The organism is Nonomuraea sp. NPDC001684, assembly GCF_053596515.1.
In genome coordinates, this window is record NZ_JBSFGJ010000202.1 from 1 (window position 1) to 16,442 (window position 16,442).

14 protein-coding genes are annotated in these 16,442 nt (G+C 74.1%); 6 read left to right on the forward strand and 8 right to left on the reverse strand.

The genetic code is table 11. The annotated features are described in order from the left end of the window. Positions 1-181 precede the first annotated feature (181 nt). Positions 182-1,180: a HEAT repeat domain-containing protein gene (locus tag ACWCSD_RS29470; RefSeq protein WP_449919623.1), complete on the forward strand. Its 999-nt coding sequence runs from the start codon at positions 182-184 to the stop codon at positions 1,178-1,180. Between the two features lie 26 nt (positions 1,181-1,206). Here ACWCSD_RS29470 and ACWCSD_RS29475 read toward each other — a convergent pair whose 3' ends face one another. Then, a complete protein-coding gene (locus ACWCSD_RS29475) occupies positions 1,207-2,577 on the reverse strand; it encodes a hypothetical protein (RefSeq protein WP_449919626.1) in 1,371 nt (456 codons plus the stop codon). Between the two features lie 364 nt (positions 2,578-2,941). Here ACWCSD_RS29475 and ACWCSD_RS29480 point away from each other — a divergent pair, with 364 nt between their 5' ends. Both ACWCSD_RS29480 and ACWCSD_RS29485 read left to right on the forward strand, forming a co-directional pair. Then, on the forward strand, positions 2,942-3,475 hold the full coding sequence (locus ACWCSD_RS29480; protein WP_397157003.1) for a SigE family RNA polymerase sigma factor: 534 nt from the start codon (positions 2,942-2,944) through the stop codon (positions 3,473-3,475). Then, on the forward strand, positions 3,472-4,551 hold the full coding sequence (locus ACWCSD_RS29485; RefSeq protein WP_449919629.1) for an ABC transporter substrate-binding protein: 1,080 nt from the start codon (positions 3,472-3,474) through the stop codon (positions 4,549-4,551). Before ACWCSD_RS29480 ends, ACWCSD_RS29485 begins: the two co-directional genes overlap by 4 nt. A 2-nt stretch (positions 4,552-4,553) precedes the next feature. Here the strand turns inward: ACWCSD_RS29485 and ACWCSD_RS29490 are convergent, their stop codons facing one another. Next, positions 4,554-5,738, reverse strand: coding sequence for an erythromycin esterase family protein (locus ACWCSD_RS29490; RefSeq protein ID WP_397156999.1), 1,185 nt, complete (start codon positions 5,736-5,738; stop codon positions 4,554-4,556). A 78-nt stretch (positions 5,739-5,816) separates the two neighbouring features. On the opposite strand from ACWCSD_RS29490, the gene ACWCSD_RS29495 reads away from it, so the two are divergent. Continuing rightward, on the forward strand, positions 5,817-6,521 hold the full coding sequence (locus ACWCSD_RS29495) for a TioE family transcriptional regulator (protein WP_449919633.1): 705 nt from the start codon (positions 5,817-5,819) through the stop codon (positions 6,519-6,521). Positions 6,522-6,527: 6 nt separating this feature from the next. Continuing rightward, positions 6,528-10,067, forward strand: coding sequence for a WD40 repeat domain-containing serine/threonine protein kinase (locus tag ACWCSD_RS29500; protein WP_449919636.1), 3,540 nt, complete (start codon positions 6,528-6,530; stop codon positions 10,065-10,067). 13 nt (positions 10,068-10,080) lie between these two features. Here the strand turns inward: ACWCSD_RS29500 and ACWCSD_RS29505 are convergent, their stop codons facing one another. The 3 genes from ACWCSD_RS29505 to ACWCSD_RS29515 all read right to left on the reverse strand — a co-directional run bounded on the left by ACWCSD_RS29505 (position 10,081) and on the right by ACWCSD_RS29515 (position 13,492). Continuing rightward, complete coding sequence (locus tag ACWCSD_RS29505) at positions 10,081-11,847, reverse strand: SpoIIE family protein phosphatase (protein WP_397156994.1); 1,767 nt, start codon at positions 11,845-11,847, stop codon at positions 10,081-10,083. 98 nt (positions 11,848-11,945) lie between these two features. Then, complete coding sequence (locus ACWCSD_RS29510; RefSeq protein ID WP_397156992.1) at positions 11,946-13,040, reverse strand: winged helix DNA-binding domain-containing protein; 1,095 nt, start codon at positions 13,038-13,040, stop codon at positions 11,946-11,948. A gap of 38 nt (positions 13,041-13,078) precedes the next feature. After that, on the reverse strand, positions 13,079-13,492 hold the full coding sequence (locus tag ACWCSD_RS29515; protein ID WP_397211633.1) for a VOC family protein: 414 nt from the start codon (positions 13,490-13,492) through the stop codon (positions 13,079-13,081). Positions 13,493-13,612: 120 nt separating this feature from the next. Between ACWCSD_RS29515 and ACWCSD_RS29520 the strand changes: the two genes are divergently transcribed. Continuing rightward, positions 13,613-14,590: a helix-turn-helix transcriptional regulator gene (locus ACWCSD_RS29520; RefSeq protein WP_397156989.1), complete on the forward strand. Its 978-nt coding sequence runs from the start codon at positions 13,613-13,615 to the stop codon at positions 14,588-14,590. Between the two features lie 8 nt (positions 14,591-14,598). Here ACWCSD_RS29520 and ACWCSD_RS29525 read toward each other — a convergent pair whose 3' ends face one another. The 3 genes from ACWCSD_RS29525 to ACWCSD_RS29535 form a co-directional block, all read right to left on the reverse strand. Then, positions 14,599-15,504: an RNA polymerase sigma-70 factor gene (locus ACWCSD_RS29525; protein ID WP_449919640.1), complete on the reverse strand. Its 906-nt coding sequence runs from the start codon at positions 15,502-15,504 to the stop codon at positions 14,599-14,601. 161 nt (positions 15,505-15,665) lie between these two features. Further along, complete coding sequence (locus tag ACWCSD_RS29530; protein WP_449919642.1) at positions 15,666-16,313, reverse strand: SDR family NAD(P)-dependent oxidoreductase; 648 nt, start codon at positions 16,311-16,313, stop codon at positions 15,666-15,668. After that, the coding region (locus ACWCSD_RS29535; protein ID WP_449919645.1) for a LuxR C-terminal-related transcriptional regulator at positions 16,238-16,442 on the reverse strand (205 nt) is incomplete at its 5' end. The genes ACWCSD_RS29530 and ACWCSD_RS29535, both read right to left, overlap by 76 nt.

Sequence of the window (16,442 nt, forward strand, 5' to 3'; positions counted from 1 at the left end):
CGGCGAGGTGATCGAGCCGGTGCTGCGGGCCGCGATGGCCGACCCGGATCCCGGCGTGCGCACGCACGCCGGGGCCACGGAACGGCTGCTGCGCGACCCGGAGGCCGGATTCGAGTTCGCGATCGAGGAGGCGAAGCGCGTCGTGGCCCTCGGCGCCGGCGGCCAGGAGGGATGATGGGCTGTGCTGATCGGCGACGTCGCGCGACGGTCCGGGGTGAGCGCCCGCATGCTGCGCCACTACGACGCGCTCGGGCTGGTGCGCCCGACGGGCCGCAGTCACGCCGGCTATCGCGAGTACTCCGGCGAGGACATCCGGCGGATCTTCCACATCGAGAGCCTGCGGTCGCTGGGCCTGTCGCTGCGTGACGTCGGACGGGCGCTCGACGATCCGGGCTTCACGCCGTCCGGGCTCGTCGAGGACCTCATCCGGCGCACCCGGGAGCGCATCGCGGCCGAGACGGAGCTGCTCACGCGCTTGCGCCGGATCGACGCCGCCGACCCCGCCGGCTGGGACGACGTGCTCCAGGTCGTCTCCCTCCTGCAGGGGCTCGGGTCGAAGAACGCCGGCCGGCGCCAGAGCGCGGCGCTGTCCGCGGTCGCCGAGGTCCCGGTGGAGGCGCTGGTCGAGGCGGCGCTGGGCGAGAGCGACCCGAACGTCGCCGGAGCCCTGCGATGGGCTCTGGCGCAGTCGGGCGAGGGCGCCGCCGCGCTGCTGGCTCAGGGTCTGCACGCACCGGCGGCCGAGGTGCGCAAGCGCGCGGTCCAGTCGATCGCCGAGCTCCCGGACGCCACGGCGACCGCCCTGCTCCGGGACGCCCTGACCAGCCCCGACGTCGTGGTCCGCCGCTACGCGGCCCTGGCGCTCGGGGCACGCGGCGTGGACGACGCCATCCCCACGCTCATCGACATGGTCGTCGAGGGGACGAACGATGTCGACGCGGCCGACGCCCTGAGCACGCTGGCGGGCCGCCCCGGCGCGGCGGACCCGATCGCCGCCGGGCTCGTGGACCGCCTCGCCCGGCGTGGCGCCGAGCCGTCCGCGCGCCGGCGGCTGACGCAGGCGCTCGCCGACATCCCGGGAGCCGCCGCGGCACGCGCCCTCGCCGACCTGGCGCAGGACGACGACCGCGCCGTCGCGCTCACCGCGACCTACATCCTGGGGCTGCGCGACACGCGATGAGCGTTCGGCCCCGTTCGGGGATCGGGTCACCCTGCCGGGGTCCGGCGCTGCGCCGCCGCGGCGGCCTGGCCGACCCCCTGCCTGATGCGGCTCTCCACCCGCGCGACCGCGCCCGTGCCGGCCGCCATGCTGGCCCCGGTGACCTGGGCCTGGCCGGTGACGAAGATGCCGTTGTTCAGGATGGTCGTCTGGCGGTCGCGCAGGTCGCTCACGTCGACGTTGTGCTCCTCCAGGAAGTCGGCGACGGCGTCCATGATGCGCTGCTCGGCGGCCTTGACGTACATCTCCTTGTCGAGCTGCTGGAAGTAGCGGTGGTAGAGGTGGTCGGTGGCGTGCTCGCGGGGGTTGTAGGCCGCGCCGTAGTTGAAGGTGTGGCCGCGGATGGCCTTGATGCTCGCCTTCTGCTGCCGCCTGCGCCTTCTCGGCTCCGAGAGCGCGGCGAGGGTGTTGGGCAGGGCCAGCACCAGCCCCGCGGCGGTGCGCCGCAGCGCCGACAGCGCGATGCGGGCCATCCGCTCCGAGGGCGCGCAGTTGACCAGCCGGTCGACGTCGCGGTAGGCCTCCCGCAGCGGCGGCAGCAGCGAGTAGCCGGCCTCGGTGAACATCATGCCCTTCTCGGCGAGCAGCACGAACCGCAGGAAGATCGAGATCACCACCTCGCCCTCCCAGCCGGTCACGCTCACCGTGAGGTAGGGGCGGGCCCGCGTGCGCGGGTTGTCGCGCAGCTGGTGGATGAACCGCTCGCTCACCGTCGGCACCGGCGGCAGGAGGGCGTCGGGCAGCACGGCGGCCTGGAGCTCGGGGTCGGTCTCGTAACGCAGGTCGAGGCCGTTGACGAAGAGCTTGTCGCCGACGGTGAGACCGGGCAGGCCGAGGGCGGCGATCTCGGCGGCCACCCGGTCGTAGAGCTCGCCGACCGCGAAGGGCACGACCGTCTCGCCGGGTCGGGCCTTGGCGACGTTCATGGTGAACGACCAGTTGTTGATCCTGCTGCCGTAGCCGACGAAAGGGGAGTAGTCGGCGAACACCGTGACGTTCCCGGCGCCGCGGTCGGCGATGTCCACCAGATGGTCGCGCAGCGCGGGCGAGCTGGGCAGCGGCGCCTCGGCCGGGTCGAAGGAGTCGCGGGTCAGCCTGGTCAGGATGACCGACTCGTGGGCGTCGTAGAGCTCGGCGAAGACGACGAGCCAGGCCAGGAAGGTCGGGAGCAGGACGAGCGGGCTGGACAGCAGGGCCAGGGTGGCCACGGCGAGCACGGCCAGCACGGCGTCGCGCACATGCTGGCGTCTTCGGGCCATCAGGCCGTACTTGAGCATCGTGGCCAGGTCGACGCCGGGGGACTGGGCGACGGCGCGGAAGCGGTCATGAAGAATCGAGCGAATGGTGGAATTACGCACTTTCGCGTCGAGCATCATGGCGATGCAGAGATATCGGGTGACTTCCGTCGCGGCCGGGCGATCGCCCTGGAAATGGCGGCCACAATTCGCGCAGACCTGGGAATCGGCGAGGTTGGGGCTGTCGCAGTGACCGCAGTTCATAGGCTCGTCCTCTGGTCGGGGAATCCGTGGAGCCTGACGTTACCCCGACTTTAACGAGCGTGTATCGCGCGCCGCCATGCGAGGAGAATGCGCCTTGACGACATCATTTATTAAATACCGATAAATGAACCGCGGCGGCAGGGGCCCGTCACACGCTTCTCATGGGTGCCAACCTTTCGCCACGCCCACAGCGTCTGGAGGGCATCGAGACTAAGGAGAGACGTTGGATCGCGACACCGCCTTCCGGGCGTTCGTTGATGCTCACCAACGCCCGTTGACGCGCCTGGCCTACCTGCTCACCGGAGAGGTCCACCTCGCGGAGGACCTCCTCCAGAGCGTGTTCGTCCGGATGATCGGGCGGTGGTCGAGGTTACGCCACGTCGGCAACCTTGACGCCTACGCGCGCAAGACGATGGTGAACCAGTACATCTCGTGGCGACGTCGCCGCAGCTCGCACGAGGTGCCGAGCGCCGAGCCGCCCGACCGCGCGTACGTGAGCGATGACTCCGCCGTGCTGCGGATCGTGCTGCGCCAGGCGCTCATGCGGCTGACGCCCAAGCAGCGCGCCGTGCTCGTCCTGCGCTTCTACGAGGACCGGACCGAGCGCGAGGTCGCCGACCTGCTGGGTTGCTCGGTCGGCACCGTCAAGAGCCAGGCGCACCACGCGCTGGCCCGCCTGCGGACGCTGGCCCCCGAGCTGGGGCCCAGACTGCCCGTCCTGGACGACCCGGCCCACAGTGAGGGGGCACGCCGATGACCTGGCTCGGAGATCAGCTCGGCCGCATCGCGGAGGACATGCCGGAGCGCGACCTGGCGACCAGGGCGTTCGAAGCCCATCACCGCAGGCGGCGCAACGTCATGGCCCTGGCCGCCGCCGTGGTGGTGGTCGTCGTCGTGCTCGCCGCCACCGTCGGCGTGCGGGCGCTGCCCGGCGAGCCACGCGCCGCCGTGCGCCCGGCCCAGCCGCCCGAGCGGTCCGTCGTCGAGGTCGGCGTGGTGGCGAGTGTGGAGTCGGCGCCGGTGTTCGTCGCGCTGGGCCAGGGCTACTTCAGGGAGGAGGGGCTGACGGTCGTCCCGCAGATCGTCTCCGGGGCCGCCGCGGCGGCCCCGGAGCTCGACCTGGGCAGGCTGGACCTGGCGCAGACCGACTACGCCTCGCTCTTCAAGATGAACGAGGGCGGCAAGTCCTTGCGGATCGTCTCCGGCCTGCACCGGGCCGCGCCCGGGAGCTTCGCGATCGCCGTGCACCCCAGGTCGAGGACCCGGACCGTGGCCGACCTCAGGAGGAAGAAGATCGCGGTCCCGAACCTCAAGGGGCTCGGGCCATTGGCGCTGGAGGCCGCGCTGAAGCGGGCCGGGCTCACGTTCCGGGACGTCCTGCTGGTCGAGAAGCCCTACCCCGAGATGCTCCTCGCCATGGACAAGGGGCAGGTCGACGCCGCGCTGCTGGTGGAGCCGTACGTCACTGTCGGCCGTGAGACCGGGCGCGCGCGGATCGTGGAGGACCCGATGACCCGCGGGTTCGCGAACCTGTACACCGCCGGCATGTCGGCCACCGACCGGTGGATCAGGGAGAACCCCCGCACGCTGGCGGCCTTCCGGCGCGCGCTGACCAAGGCGCAACACCTGATCGCGACCGACCCCCGGCAGGTACGCGACGCGCTGACCAGCTACACGAAGATCACCGGGGCGGCGGCGGCACAAGCCGAGATCGGCTCCTTCCCCGCCGAGCTGGACCTCGCGGAGCTGCAGCGGATCGCCGACCTGGCGCGCGCCCACCGGTTCATCGCCCGCCCGGCGGACCTCGGGACGGCCGTCGCGAAGGGCGGCTGAGCTCAGATCTCCTTGAGGAAGACGATCGCGTCCGCCTGGTGGACGGTGGCGGGGTCGAGGGACAGGTAGGTGTGGTCCGCCGGGACGCGGGGCGCCGGCGTGCCGCCGAGCGCCCCGGCCAGGCGGCGGGGGTCCACGACGACGCGGTCCTCGGGCAGGGCCGACAGGATGCCTTCGAGGGTGCCGGGCGCGGGCACGTCGGCGCCCCGCGAGCCGAACCCGGCGGCGGCGAAGGCGTACCGGTCGCCGAGATCGGCGGCGAGGACGGCGCCCGCGCTCCACCATCGCAGCGGCTCGCCCGCGAACCACAGCCGGCTCTCGTCGCGCTGCAGGTGGCGGTTGTGGGCGAAGACGAGGGTCGGGCCCCGGCGCTCCTCGCGCCGGACGATCGCGTCGAGGTTGCCGGCCATCATCGTGTCGCGCAGGCTCATGAGCGCGCCGAGGCGGGCGGGCGAGGGGTCGGCCATGGCGGCGTGGTAGCGCAGCAGCCCGGAGGCGGTGCGGACGTACAGGCCGGCCCGCCAACGGTCGCCCTCGGACGTGACGGCCGCCAGACGGGGGGCGTGCGCGGTCAGCAGCACGCCCAGGTCGTCGGCGATCAGGCGGAGTTCCTTGACCTCCGGCGTGCCGCCGATCGACCGGGAGGGGTCGGTGAGGGCGGCCGGATCGGTCCAGCGTTCGTCGGGGCCGAGCAGCGCGTCGAGGGCGTCGCGGGTCAGGGGCAGGTCGAGGTGGGGGGCCAGGTGGTCGTACAGGGCGGTCAGGGCAGGGCGTGGGGCGGCCGGGCCGGTGATCTCGACCGGGGCGTCGAAGCCGTCGAAGCGCAGCCGGTCGCGCGGCGCGGACCGCTCGTTGCGGGCCCGCATCCAGCGCAGGAGCTCGCGGTTGGCGGGCGAGGCGCCGAACCCGTGGCTGAAGCCGCGGCTCATCGCCTCGTCGAGGGTGACGTCGCCGCCGGTGACGTACGCGTCGGCGGTCAGGCCGGCCAGGCAGTCGCTCTCGATGGCGATCGACCGGTAGCCCTCGTGCTCCACGAGGTGACGGAAGAGCTCGTTGCGCAGCTCCAGGAAGGCTTCGACGCCATGCGTGGGCTCGCCCAGGCCCAGCACGCGGACGCCGGGGGGCAGCAGCGCGGCGAGGGCGCCGCCGGTGAACGCCTGGGCGGCGTCCCGGATCGAGGTCGTCATGCCTTCAACCGTATCGTTGAACTTCTAGTGTAGACTTCTGGCCGATCTCCCCAGCGGGCAGGAGGGCATACCTTCAACATGCGGCCCATCGACCTGGCGCGCGAGCACGGCCTGTCCACGCAGGCGGTGCGCAACTACGAGGACGCGGAGATCCTGCCGCCGTCCAAGCGCTCCCCGCACGGCTACCGCGTCTACACCCCGCGCCACGCGGCGGCGCTGCGGACGTTCCTGGCGTTGATCCCCGCCCACGGGCACGCGACCGCGACGGCGATCATGCGGGCCGTCAACGGCGGCGGCGTCGAGGAGGCGCTGCGCCTGATCGACGACGGCCACGCCCAGCTCGCCGAGGATCGCGGCACGCTGGAGGCCGTCGAACGCGCGCTGCGCGACCTGGCGCCGCCGCGCGAGCCGGAGCCGGGCGTGACGTTCATCGGCCCGCTGGCCCGCCGGCTGCGCATCAAGCCGGCGACGTTGCGCAAGTGGGAGCGGGCCGGGCTGACCGTGCCCCGGCGCGACCCGCGTACCGGCTACCGGGTCTACACCGCCGCCGACGTCCGCGACGTGCTGCTGGCCCACCAGTTGCGGCGCGGCGGCTACGGGCTGGAGCAGATCCGGCAGGTGCTGGAGCAGGTGCGCGCGGCGGGCGGCATGGAACCCCTGCAGGCGACGCTGCGCGACTGGCACGACCGGCTCACGGCCAGGGGCCTGGCCATGCTCACCGCCGCCGGCGCGCTGGACGCCTACCTGCGCGAGGGGAACTTTGCGACCGGAGAGGGCATCTAACACGCCGTGGAAGCGTCGAACGCCGGAGAACCGCAGCGTATAGGGCAATACTGGCTGGCCGGACGGCTCGGGTCCGGGGGCCAGGGGGTGGTGTACGACGCCTACGACCCCGAAGGCCGCCGAGTCGCGCTCAAAGTCCTGCACATGGCCGACAGCCCGGTGAGCCGTGAGCGGTTCGCCAAGGAGGCGGCCGCCGCCGGGCGGGTGGCGTCGTTCTGCACGGCGCGGGTGCTCGACTGCGACCTGTCGGGCAGCAGGCCGTACATCGTCAGCGAGTACGTGCCGGGCCCCAGCCTGCGCCGGGCGGTCGAGCAGGGACGCCGGTTCGCCGGGGACGACCTGCACCGGCTGGCCACGGCGATCGCCACCGCCCTGACCGCCGTGCACGACGCGGGCGTGATCCACCGGGACCTGAAGCCGGACAACGTGCTGCTGGGCACCGACGGCCCGCGGGTGATCGACTTCGGGGTCGCGCGCACCCTGGACATGTCGCTGACCAGGACCGGCGAGGTGGCCGGCACGCCCACGTACATGGCGCCCGAGGTGTTCACCGGGCAGCGGGCGGGCGCGCCCGCCGACGTGTTCGCCTGGGGCGCGATCATCGTGTTCGCCGCCACGGGCGAGGACCCGTTCCGCGCCGACAACCTCGGCGGGGTCATGCACCGGGTGTTGTCGAGCCAGCCCGACCTGAGCGGGCTGCCGCCCCGGCTGGCCTCGCTGGTGTCGGCCGCGCTGGAGAAGGACCCGGCGGCCCGTCCCACCGCCCGCGACCTGCTGCTCGCCCTGGTCAGCGGCAACAGCGCCGACACCCGCGGGCTGCTGACGGCGGGCAGCCGCGCCGCCAGGGGCGTGCACGTGCCCGAGCAGGGCGACCCGGCGCTCGGCACGATCGCCGAGGACGCCTACGGCGCGCTCGCGCCCGAGGAGCGCGAGCTGGCCGCCGAGGTGTTCCTGCGCCTGGTGACGGTCACCGAGGACGGGCACGAGGCCGTGCGCTGGGCGTTGAAGGAGGACCTGCTGGCCGGGCGCTCCGAGGGGGAGACGCGCGCGATCGAGCACATCCTCCAGGTGTTCTCCTACCTGGTGACGCAGAAGAACGAGGCGGTGGCGCTGTCGCGTCCCGCGCTGCTGCGCGCCTGGCCGCGGCTGCGCGTCTGGGTGGACGGCGACCGCGACGGGCTCGCCGTGCTCGGCCAGCTCAGCGACGCCGCCCGCCAGTGGGCCGGCAACGGCCGCAAGGACGGCGACCTGCTCCAGGGCAGCCGCCTCGACCAGGCGCTGACCTGGGCCGCCACCGGCCGCAGGCACATCACGCTGACCCCGCTCGAACGTGACTTCCTGGCCGCGGGCACCGGCCTGGCCAGGCGGCGCGTGCGCCGCCGGCGGCTGACCACGGCCGCGCTGGCCGGGCTGCTGGTGGTGGCGCTGGCCGCGGGCGGCCTCGCCGTGCTGCGCGGCAGGCAGGTGACCGAGCAGAGCAGCCTGGCGGGCCGGCAGCGCGACCAGGCGGTCGGGCGGCAGGCCGCCGCCGAGGCCGACCGGCTGCGGACGAGCGACCCGGTCACGGCGATGCTGCTCAGCGTGGCAGGCTGGCGGCTGGCCCCCACTCCCGGCACCCGGCGGAGCCTGACGACCTCGCTGACGATGCCGGAGAGCGCCGTCTTCCGCGACCCCGGCGGCAAGGGCGTCTCGGCGTCGGCGTCGGCGGCCGGCGGGCGCGTCCGGGCCATCGCCGGCGAGGACGGCGTGCGGGTCTACGACGTGCCCTCCGGGCGGCAGACCGCGTTCTGGCGGTGGCCGCGGGGCCTGGACGCGCTGCCGTCGGCGGCGGCGCTCAGCCCGAGCGGGCGCACGCTGGTGGTGGTCAGCAGGGACACGGCCTACGCCTGGGACGCCAGGACGGGCGCCAAGCTGCGCGAGCACCGCGTCGGCGAGGGCAGCTCCGGCGTGCAGGTCGCCTTCGACGGCAACGAGAACCTGGCCGCGGTGATGCGCGACAGCACCCTGGACTTCCTGTGGGACACCAGGACCGGCGCTTCCTACACCCCGGAGCTGGAGGCGGGCGTCGCTCCGGCGATCGCGCCCTCCGGCGCCTACATCGCGGGCGTCGGGCCCAATCAGGGCGGCCTCAAGGTGATCCGCCTGCCCGGCCTCACCGTGGACACCCGCCTGCCCAAGGCGTGCGGGCCGGTGGTGGCGTTCACGCCGGACAGCAGGCGGCTGCTGTGCGCCAACGGCGACATCGCGGCCTTCGACCTGGCCACCGCCAGGAAGGTGCCCGACGCCGACCGGCCCTTCTGGCAGGAGTCGGCCCTGGACGACACGCTGGCCGGACGGCTGCGGCTGAGCCCCGACGGCCGCCGGATGCTGGCCGTCGAGGGCCGCACCCTGCACCTGCTCGACGCCGACGACGGCGACGAGGTCGCCCTCTACCAGGCCGAGGGCGAGCCCGAGGACGTCTGGCTGGAGGCCGACGGCCACACCGTCCGCTACGTGCTCGACAACTCGACCGTCACCGCCGACCTGACCTCCCGCCTCCCCTTCACCCGGCTGCCGCAGGGCTACGAGCTGGACGCCTTCAGCCAGGACGGCCGCCTGGCCGCCGCCACCAAGGACTCGGGGCCGGTCCGCGTGTGGGACGGCGGCCGCCTCGGCGTCCCGATGGCCGGCAGCGCGGGCGTCACCGGGCAGCTGTTCGACCCGGCGGGCGCCCGGCTGTCCGCCGAGGGCGCGGACTCCTCGGCCGGCCTCTGGGACGTCGCCACCGGCCGCCGGTTGTGGCGCCACGCCGTGCCGCGCACGCAGTTCGTGCTGTCGAAGACGTTCACCCCCGACGGCCGCCGCCTGGTGCTGTCGCTCAAGGAGCTCAGCCAGCGGGACGCCCGCAACGAGCTGGTCGTCCTCGACGCCGGCACCGGCCGGACGCTCGCCCGCCACCCCCTGGCCACGGCCACCGAGACCATCGTGTCCACCCGCGACGGCACGGGCGTGGTGACCGCCACCGGCAAGGTCTACGACCTGCGCACCGGCAAGGCCGTCGGCCCCGGCTTCAACCGGTCGGGCCTGGCGATCGCGCTCAGCCCCACGGCGCAGGTGCTCGCCCTCGGCTCGGCCACGGTCGAGCTGTGGGACGTCGCCGGCGGCCGCGAACTGCCGCCCGCGCTGCGCGTGGCCGCCCGGGCGCAGGTCGAGACCGTGCTGTTCAGCCACGACGGCTCGCTGCTCGCGCTGATCGGCAGGTCCATCGGGGAGACGTTCGACGACGTCTACACCGTCCAGGTCTGGGACGTCGGCTCGCGGGAGCGGATCGGCTCCTTCCCCATCGGCATCCTCGACCGGCTGGCCTTCAGCCCCGACGACCAGACCCTGTACGTCTCGGGCAACACCTCCGGGACGATCATCCGGATCCCGGTGGGCGCCGAGTCCGTGGCCCGCCTGGTGTGCGAGCGCGCGGGCCGTACGATGAGCCCGCAGGAGTGGCGGCGGCACCTGAAGGACGTGCCCTACCGGGACGTCTGCCCGGGCGCGCGGCGCGGACGGTCGTGACGCGCGCCGGTCGTCAGATCGCGGGCAGGCCCCGGTCGCCGTTCAGCACGCCGCCGCGCAGGCCGTCCAGGGCCTTGACGCGTGGCGGCACGCGCAGCGTCAGCATGGCGACGTCGTCGTCGTTGTCCTCGGGCCGGACGCGTGCCAGCAGCATGTCGCCGAGCGCGTTCAGCGGCCGGTGGGTGTGGGAGGCGGCGTACCGGCTCAGGCGGGCCAGCCCCTCGTCCAGGGAATGCCTCGGGGACTCGATCAGCCCGTCGGTGTAGAGCACGAGGGTGGACCCCGGCGGCAGCTCCACGACGGCGTCGGCGCGCTCCCCGCGGATGCCGGTGCCCAGCAGCAGGCCCTGGCCCTCCTCCAGGAAACGGGTACGGCCGTCGCGCTCGACCAGCAGCGGCGGCGGATGGCCCGCGTTGCTCCAGCGCAGCAGCCAGCGGCCGTCGTCGGTGTGCTCCAGCCGGGCCAGGACGACGGTGGCCATGGTGGCCTGCGCCATCCGCACCACCGCGCGGTCGAGCCGGTCGAGGATGGCGCTGGGCAGGTCCTGCTCGGCGCCTGCGTAGGCGCGCAGCATGTTGCAGACCTGGGCCATCCCGGCGGCGGCCTCCAGGTCGTGGCCGACCACGTCGCCGATCACCAGGGCGGTGGCGCCGTCGGGCATGGTGAAGGCGTCGTACCAGTCGCCGCCGACCTGCGAGGCGCGGGGGGCGGGCACGTAGAGGGCGCTCATCTCCAGGCCGGGCACGGACGGCAGGCGCGGCAGCAGGTGGCGCTGCATGGTCTCGGCGACCCGGCGCTGCCGCTCGTACAGGCGGGCGTTGTCCAGGGCGAGCCCGGCGCGCCGGGCGATGTCCTCCACCAGCAGCAGGTCGGCGGTGGTGAACGCGCCGGGCCGCTCGGCGCGGCCGAGCGTCAGCGCCCCGACCACCTCGCGCACGCCGCGGATGGGCGCGATGCCCGCCGAGTGCATGCCGGTCCTGCGGAACAGCTCCTGCTGGAAGACCGCGATGCCGGAGTCGGGCGCGCCCTGGTAGGTCTCCGGCCCGGCCAGCGTCGCGGTGACCCCGCGCAACGCCCGCGACAGCGGCATCGGCGACTCCTCGGGGACCGCGGGCATCGGCCCCTCCAGGTCCTCGTGGTGCACCAGGACGCCGTCCTCGTGGTGGACGACGGCGGCGCGGGTCACGCCGCCGTGCTCGGTGAGCAGGTCCACCACCACCCAGTCCGCCAGCAGCGGCACCACCAGGCGGACGAGCTGGCGCAGCGTCTCGTCCACGTCGAGGCTGGCGGTGAGCGTCGTGGTGGTCTCGGCCAGCAGGGCCAGCCGGTCGAGCTCGGACATCGACGTCTCGTGCGCCGGCTCGGGGATCTGCGCGCCGGGCTCGTCGGCGTCGTGGAAGAGCACCAGCGCCCCGGTCCTGCCGTCGGCCAGCAGGCAGGGGGTGACCAGCCAGGAGGCTGGCAGCAGGGAGCCGTCGCCGCACGCCAGCCATTCGCGCTCGCCCTGGGAGGTGCCGCCGGTGATGAGCGGGCGTCGCATCGCGCACCGGCTGCGCGGCAGCGTCTCACCGCGCGGGCCGCGGTGGAGCAGGTCGTGGGCGTCCGCGCCGAGCAGTTCGGCGGCGGGACGGCGGAGCAGCGCCTCGGTGCGCGGGGCGACCTCGACGATCCGGCCCCCGTCGTCCACGACGTACCCGCCCGCGTGGGTCAGGTCGCGCAGCCCGCGGGGACGTCCGTCCTGCGGCCGGTGCGGCCCGGCGTCGTGCTCGGGCACGTTCATGGTGTCGGCTCCTCTCGTCCCCACCTCCTACCCGCCGGCCCGTCCGTCACCAGGGCGCCCGCGGTCCTGACAGTATGGACGAGCTTATGGGGATGTGTTCAGCCGCCGAGGATCCGGGTGCGGTCGCCGGCCCCGTCGGAGAGGAACGACGCCAGGGCACCTCCCTCCTCGCCGACGGCGGCGCGCTCGGCCGGGGACAGGCCGCGCAGCGGCGTGACGAGCACGGTGCCGTCCTCGACGGTCCAGGTGGCCGCGACCCGGCCGTCCACCAGGACCGTCCGGGCGCCGGCGACCGACAGGCCGCGGTGTTCGCGGTCGATGATGCGGTCGCGGTCGTCGTAGCCGAGTATCGCGTTGTCGAACGCCGGAAGGAACCGCACGGGGGCGGGCGTGCCGGGGTCGGGGCGCGGCGCGCCGGGCAGGTCCAGCAGTTCGCGGCCGCGTTCGTCCCGGAAGGCGACCAGCTCGTCGCGTACCGCCGCCACGGCCTTGGGCAGGCCCGCCAGGCCGGACCAGGCGCGCAGGTCGGCCGTGGCGGCGGGGCCGTACGCCGCCAGGTAACGCCGTACGAGAGCCTGCCCCACGGGATCGGAGCCGTCGGCGGACGGCGGGTCCACCTCCCGCCCCAGCCAGGACGACAACGGCAGGTTGCGCACGCCCGCCCGCGTCCGCCACAGCCCGCGCGGCGGGAGCTGCGCCATCGGGACCAGCGCGGCGACCAGCATCTCGCCCAGCGCCCGCGGCCCCGGCCCCGGCCAGCGATCGGCCACCGCCCGCGCGAGCTGCGACATCGAGCGCGGCTCGCCGTCGGCCAGCACCGCCCGTCCGGCCGCCGCGAGCTCGTCGAGGTCCACCCCGGCCAGCTCGCGGCGGTAGACGCCGAGCACCCGCTGGCGCAGCATCGCGTCGTGCCTGGATCGCCAGGTCAGGACGTCGGCGGCGGTGACCAGGTGGACGGTGCGCCGCATCAGGTGGGTCCGGACCACGTCCCGGCCGGTCAGCAGGTCCGACAGCGCGGCCGGGTCGAAGGCGCGCAGCCGTGACCAGAGCCCGGTGAAGGGCTCCTGCGGCTCCTGCGCCTGCAGGCCGCACAGATGCCCGACTGCGTCGAGGACCGGCAGGCCGGCGCGGTCGAGCAGCAACTGGCGGGCGAGCGTGGCGCGGTTGAGCGCCCTGGTGCTCAGAACGGTCATCTCTTCTTCCCGTGTTCAGGGCGCTCTTTTTGCCGCGCTCAGGACGCGCCGTGCTCGACGATCCAGGTCACCCCGAAGCGGTCGCGCACCATGCCGTGCAGCGGCACCCACTGCGCGGGCCCGAGTGGCCGCACGACGGTCGCGCCCGCGCCCAGCCCCTCCCAGTACGCGGTGGCCTCCTCGGCCGTGTCCGCGCCGAGCGAGACGAAGAACGCGTTCTCGCCCTGGTCCCAGGGCAGGTGGGCGGGCACGTCGTAGGCCATCAGGCGGAAGCCGCCGGGCGCGGCCACCTGGCCCCACATCACCCGGCCGGCGTCGGCGGGGTCCTGGACGTTCCCGGCGTCCGCGTAGGTCACGGTGGTGACGTCCCCGCCGAACACCGACCGGTAGAACGCGAGCGCAGCGGCGGCCTCGCCCCGGAAGTTCAGATGGATCACGACATTTACAGACATGGCAGGCTCCTCGCCGGTTCGGCTCATGGTCGCCGGGAGCCGTCCGGCCCCCGGTTGCGATGCCCATGCTGGCGGAGGAAGCGGTCAGGTTGTGGCCTCTTCTTGCGGCACCATGGAAACATGCAGAAGACCTCGGCACGCCTGCTGGCCCTGCTCTCGCTGCTCCAGATGCGTCGCGACTGGCCGGGGGCGCTGCTCGCCGAACGGCTGGAGGTCAGCCCGCGCACCGTGCGCCGCGACGTCGACCGTCTGCGCGACCTCGGCTACCCCATCGCGGCGATCAAGGGCCCCGACGGCGGCTACCGGCTCGACGCGGGCAGCGAGCTGCCGCCGTTGCTGTTCGACGACGAGCAGGCCGTCGCGCTGGCCATCGCGCTCCAGATCGCCGCCACCGCCGGGGCGGGCATCGAGGAGGCCGCGGCGCGGGCGCTCACCACCGTCCGGCAGGTCATGCCCGCACGGCTGCGCCACCGGATCGACACCCTCCAGGTGACCGCCGTCGAACGGGCGGGCGCACGGCCCGAGCCGCAGGTCGCGGGTGGGGTGCTCGTCGCACTCAGCGCCGCCGTCCATGCCCGTGAGGTGTTGCGCTTCGACTACCCGCCGGAGGCGGACGACGGCGGCGCGCTGCCACCGCCCCGTCGGGTGGAGCCGCACCACCTCGTCACCTGGGGCGGCCGCTGGTATCTCGTCGCGTGGGACCTCGACCGCGCGGACTGGCGCACCTTCCGCGCCGACCGCATCCGGCCGCGCACGCCCACCGGGCCGCGCTTCACCCCGCGCGAGCTGCCCGGCGGCGGGGTGGCCGCCTTCGTCACCGCGCGCTTCCGCGGCTCGGACGCGGCGGGCGACTGGCCCTGCCGCGGCGAGGTGATCCTCGCGCTGCCCGCGGCGGTTGTGTCCCGTTACGTCCGGGACGGGCTCGTCGAGGAGGCGGGGCCGGACCGCTGCCGGATCGTCATGGGCTCGTGGTCGTGGCTGGGGCTGGCGGCCGCGCTCGGCAGGTTCGACGCCGACATCGAGGTCGTCGGCCCCGCCGAGCTCAAGGACGCCTTCGCCCAACTGGCCCGCCGCTACACCGCCGCCGCCTCCTCCTGACCCCCGGCTCACTTCTCCGGGAGGCGGGCGACGTCGGAGACCGGGCCGAGATGGGCGAGCTTGTCCGGGTTGACCACCGAGTGGATCGCCTGGATCACGCCGTCGGCGACGTCCAGCTCGACCACGCCCGCCACGCGTCCCTCGGCGTCGTACATGACCGCGCCGGGGCGGCCGTTGACCCAGGCCGTCCGTACCGTGACGCCGAGCGCGCGGACCCGGCGCAGCCCCGCGACCAGCATCTTGACGACGCGGGGCGCCCCGGCCGCCGGTCTGGCCATCGCTTGGGCCTTGCCGCCGCCGTCCCCGTGCAGGACCACGTCAGGCGCGAGCATGCCGAGCAGCGCGTCCAGGTCGCCGCCGTCGGCCGCGTCGAAGAACCTGCGGGCCAGCTCCTCGCCCGCCGCCCGCCGCACCCGGGTCGGCGCGTTGTCGCGGGACCGCCGGCCGGCGGCGACGCGCTGCCTGGCGCGGGCGAGGATCTGCCGGCAGTTCACCTCGGTCTTGCCGGTGATCCGCGCGACGTCCTGGTAGCCGTACCCGAACACCTCGCGCAGCATGAGCACCGCCCGTTCCACCGGCGACAGGGACTCCAGCAGCACGAGGAACGCCATCGACAACGAGTCGGCCAGCTCGGCGTGCTCGGCCGGCCCCGGCTCGCCGGGGTGCGCCACGACCGGCTCGGGCAACCATTCGCCCACGTACGTCTCCCGTCGCACCCGCGCCGAGCGCAGGTGGTCGATGCCCAGCCGCGTCACCGCGGTCGTCAGGTACGCCTTCGGCTCGGTGATCACGGTGCCCGCGTTGCGCGCCCTGGTCAGGCCGAGGAACGCGTCCTGCACGATGTCCTCGGCGTCGCCCACGGAACCGGTCATCCCGTAGGCGATGGAGAACAGCAGCGGCCGGTATCCGGTCACGTCCGGCTCCTCCGCCAGGGGGGCGGTCGCGTCGGCTCCTGTACCGCGGCTCATCTGCTCGGCCTTCCCGTCCGGAGGTGCTTGCGTACGACGCCCAGCAGGGTAGCCGTGCGGCTGGACCTCCTCGTGACCAGGGAGGCCGGTCCGGTGGCGCACCGAGGTCACCACGCGATCGGGCCGAGGCGGTCGACGAAGACGCCGGTCGGGCCGTCGGGGCCCAGGGTCGCGAGCCGGACGATCGAGTCCGTGCCCTCGGTGACCGTCAGCAGGCCGGTGTGACGGTTCATGTCGGTGGCGGCGAACTTGTGGTTGGCTGTCTCGCCGGGGGTGGCGACGTTGAACTTGATGTGCGGGAGCGCGTGGGCGTACCGGACGGTGATCATGTTCAGGGCCGCCTTGGAGGAGCTGTAGGCGAGCTCGTGCATCTTCGAGACCGGCTGGTCCGGATCGGTGACGACGGCGAAGGAGCCGCCGCCGCTGGACACCATCACCACCCGCGGGTGCTCGGCGGCCTGGAGCAGCGGCAGGAAGGCGTGGGTGACCCTGACCGGGCCGTAGACGTTGGTGTCGTAGACCGCGTGGATCTCCGCGGCGGTGGCGTCCGCGGGCGGGACGGCGTTCCCCGGCGCGCCGGCGTTGTTGACCAGCACGTCCAGGTGGTCGGTGTGCTCGCGGACGAGCCGCGCGGCCTCGTTCACGGACGCGTCGGAGGTCACGTCCAGGGGGATCATGATCACGTCGATGCCGTCCTCGGCCAGCCGGGCGGCGGCGGCCTGCCCGCGGGCCTCGTCGCGGGAGCCGAGGAAGATCGTCCAGCCGAGTGCGCCGAGGCGGCGGGCGGCTTCGAGACCGAGCCCCTTGCCTTGACCGTCTTCTCGGCCAGGAACATGCGCTCGCCGATCTGCCGGTTGGTCAGCCCCTCGCCGATCAGGTCGAGG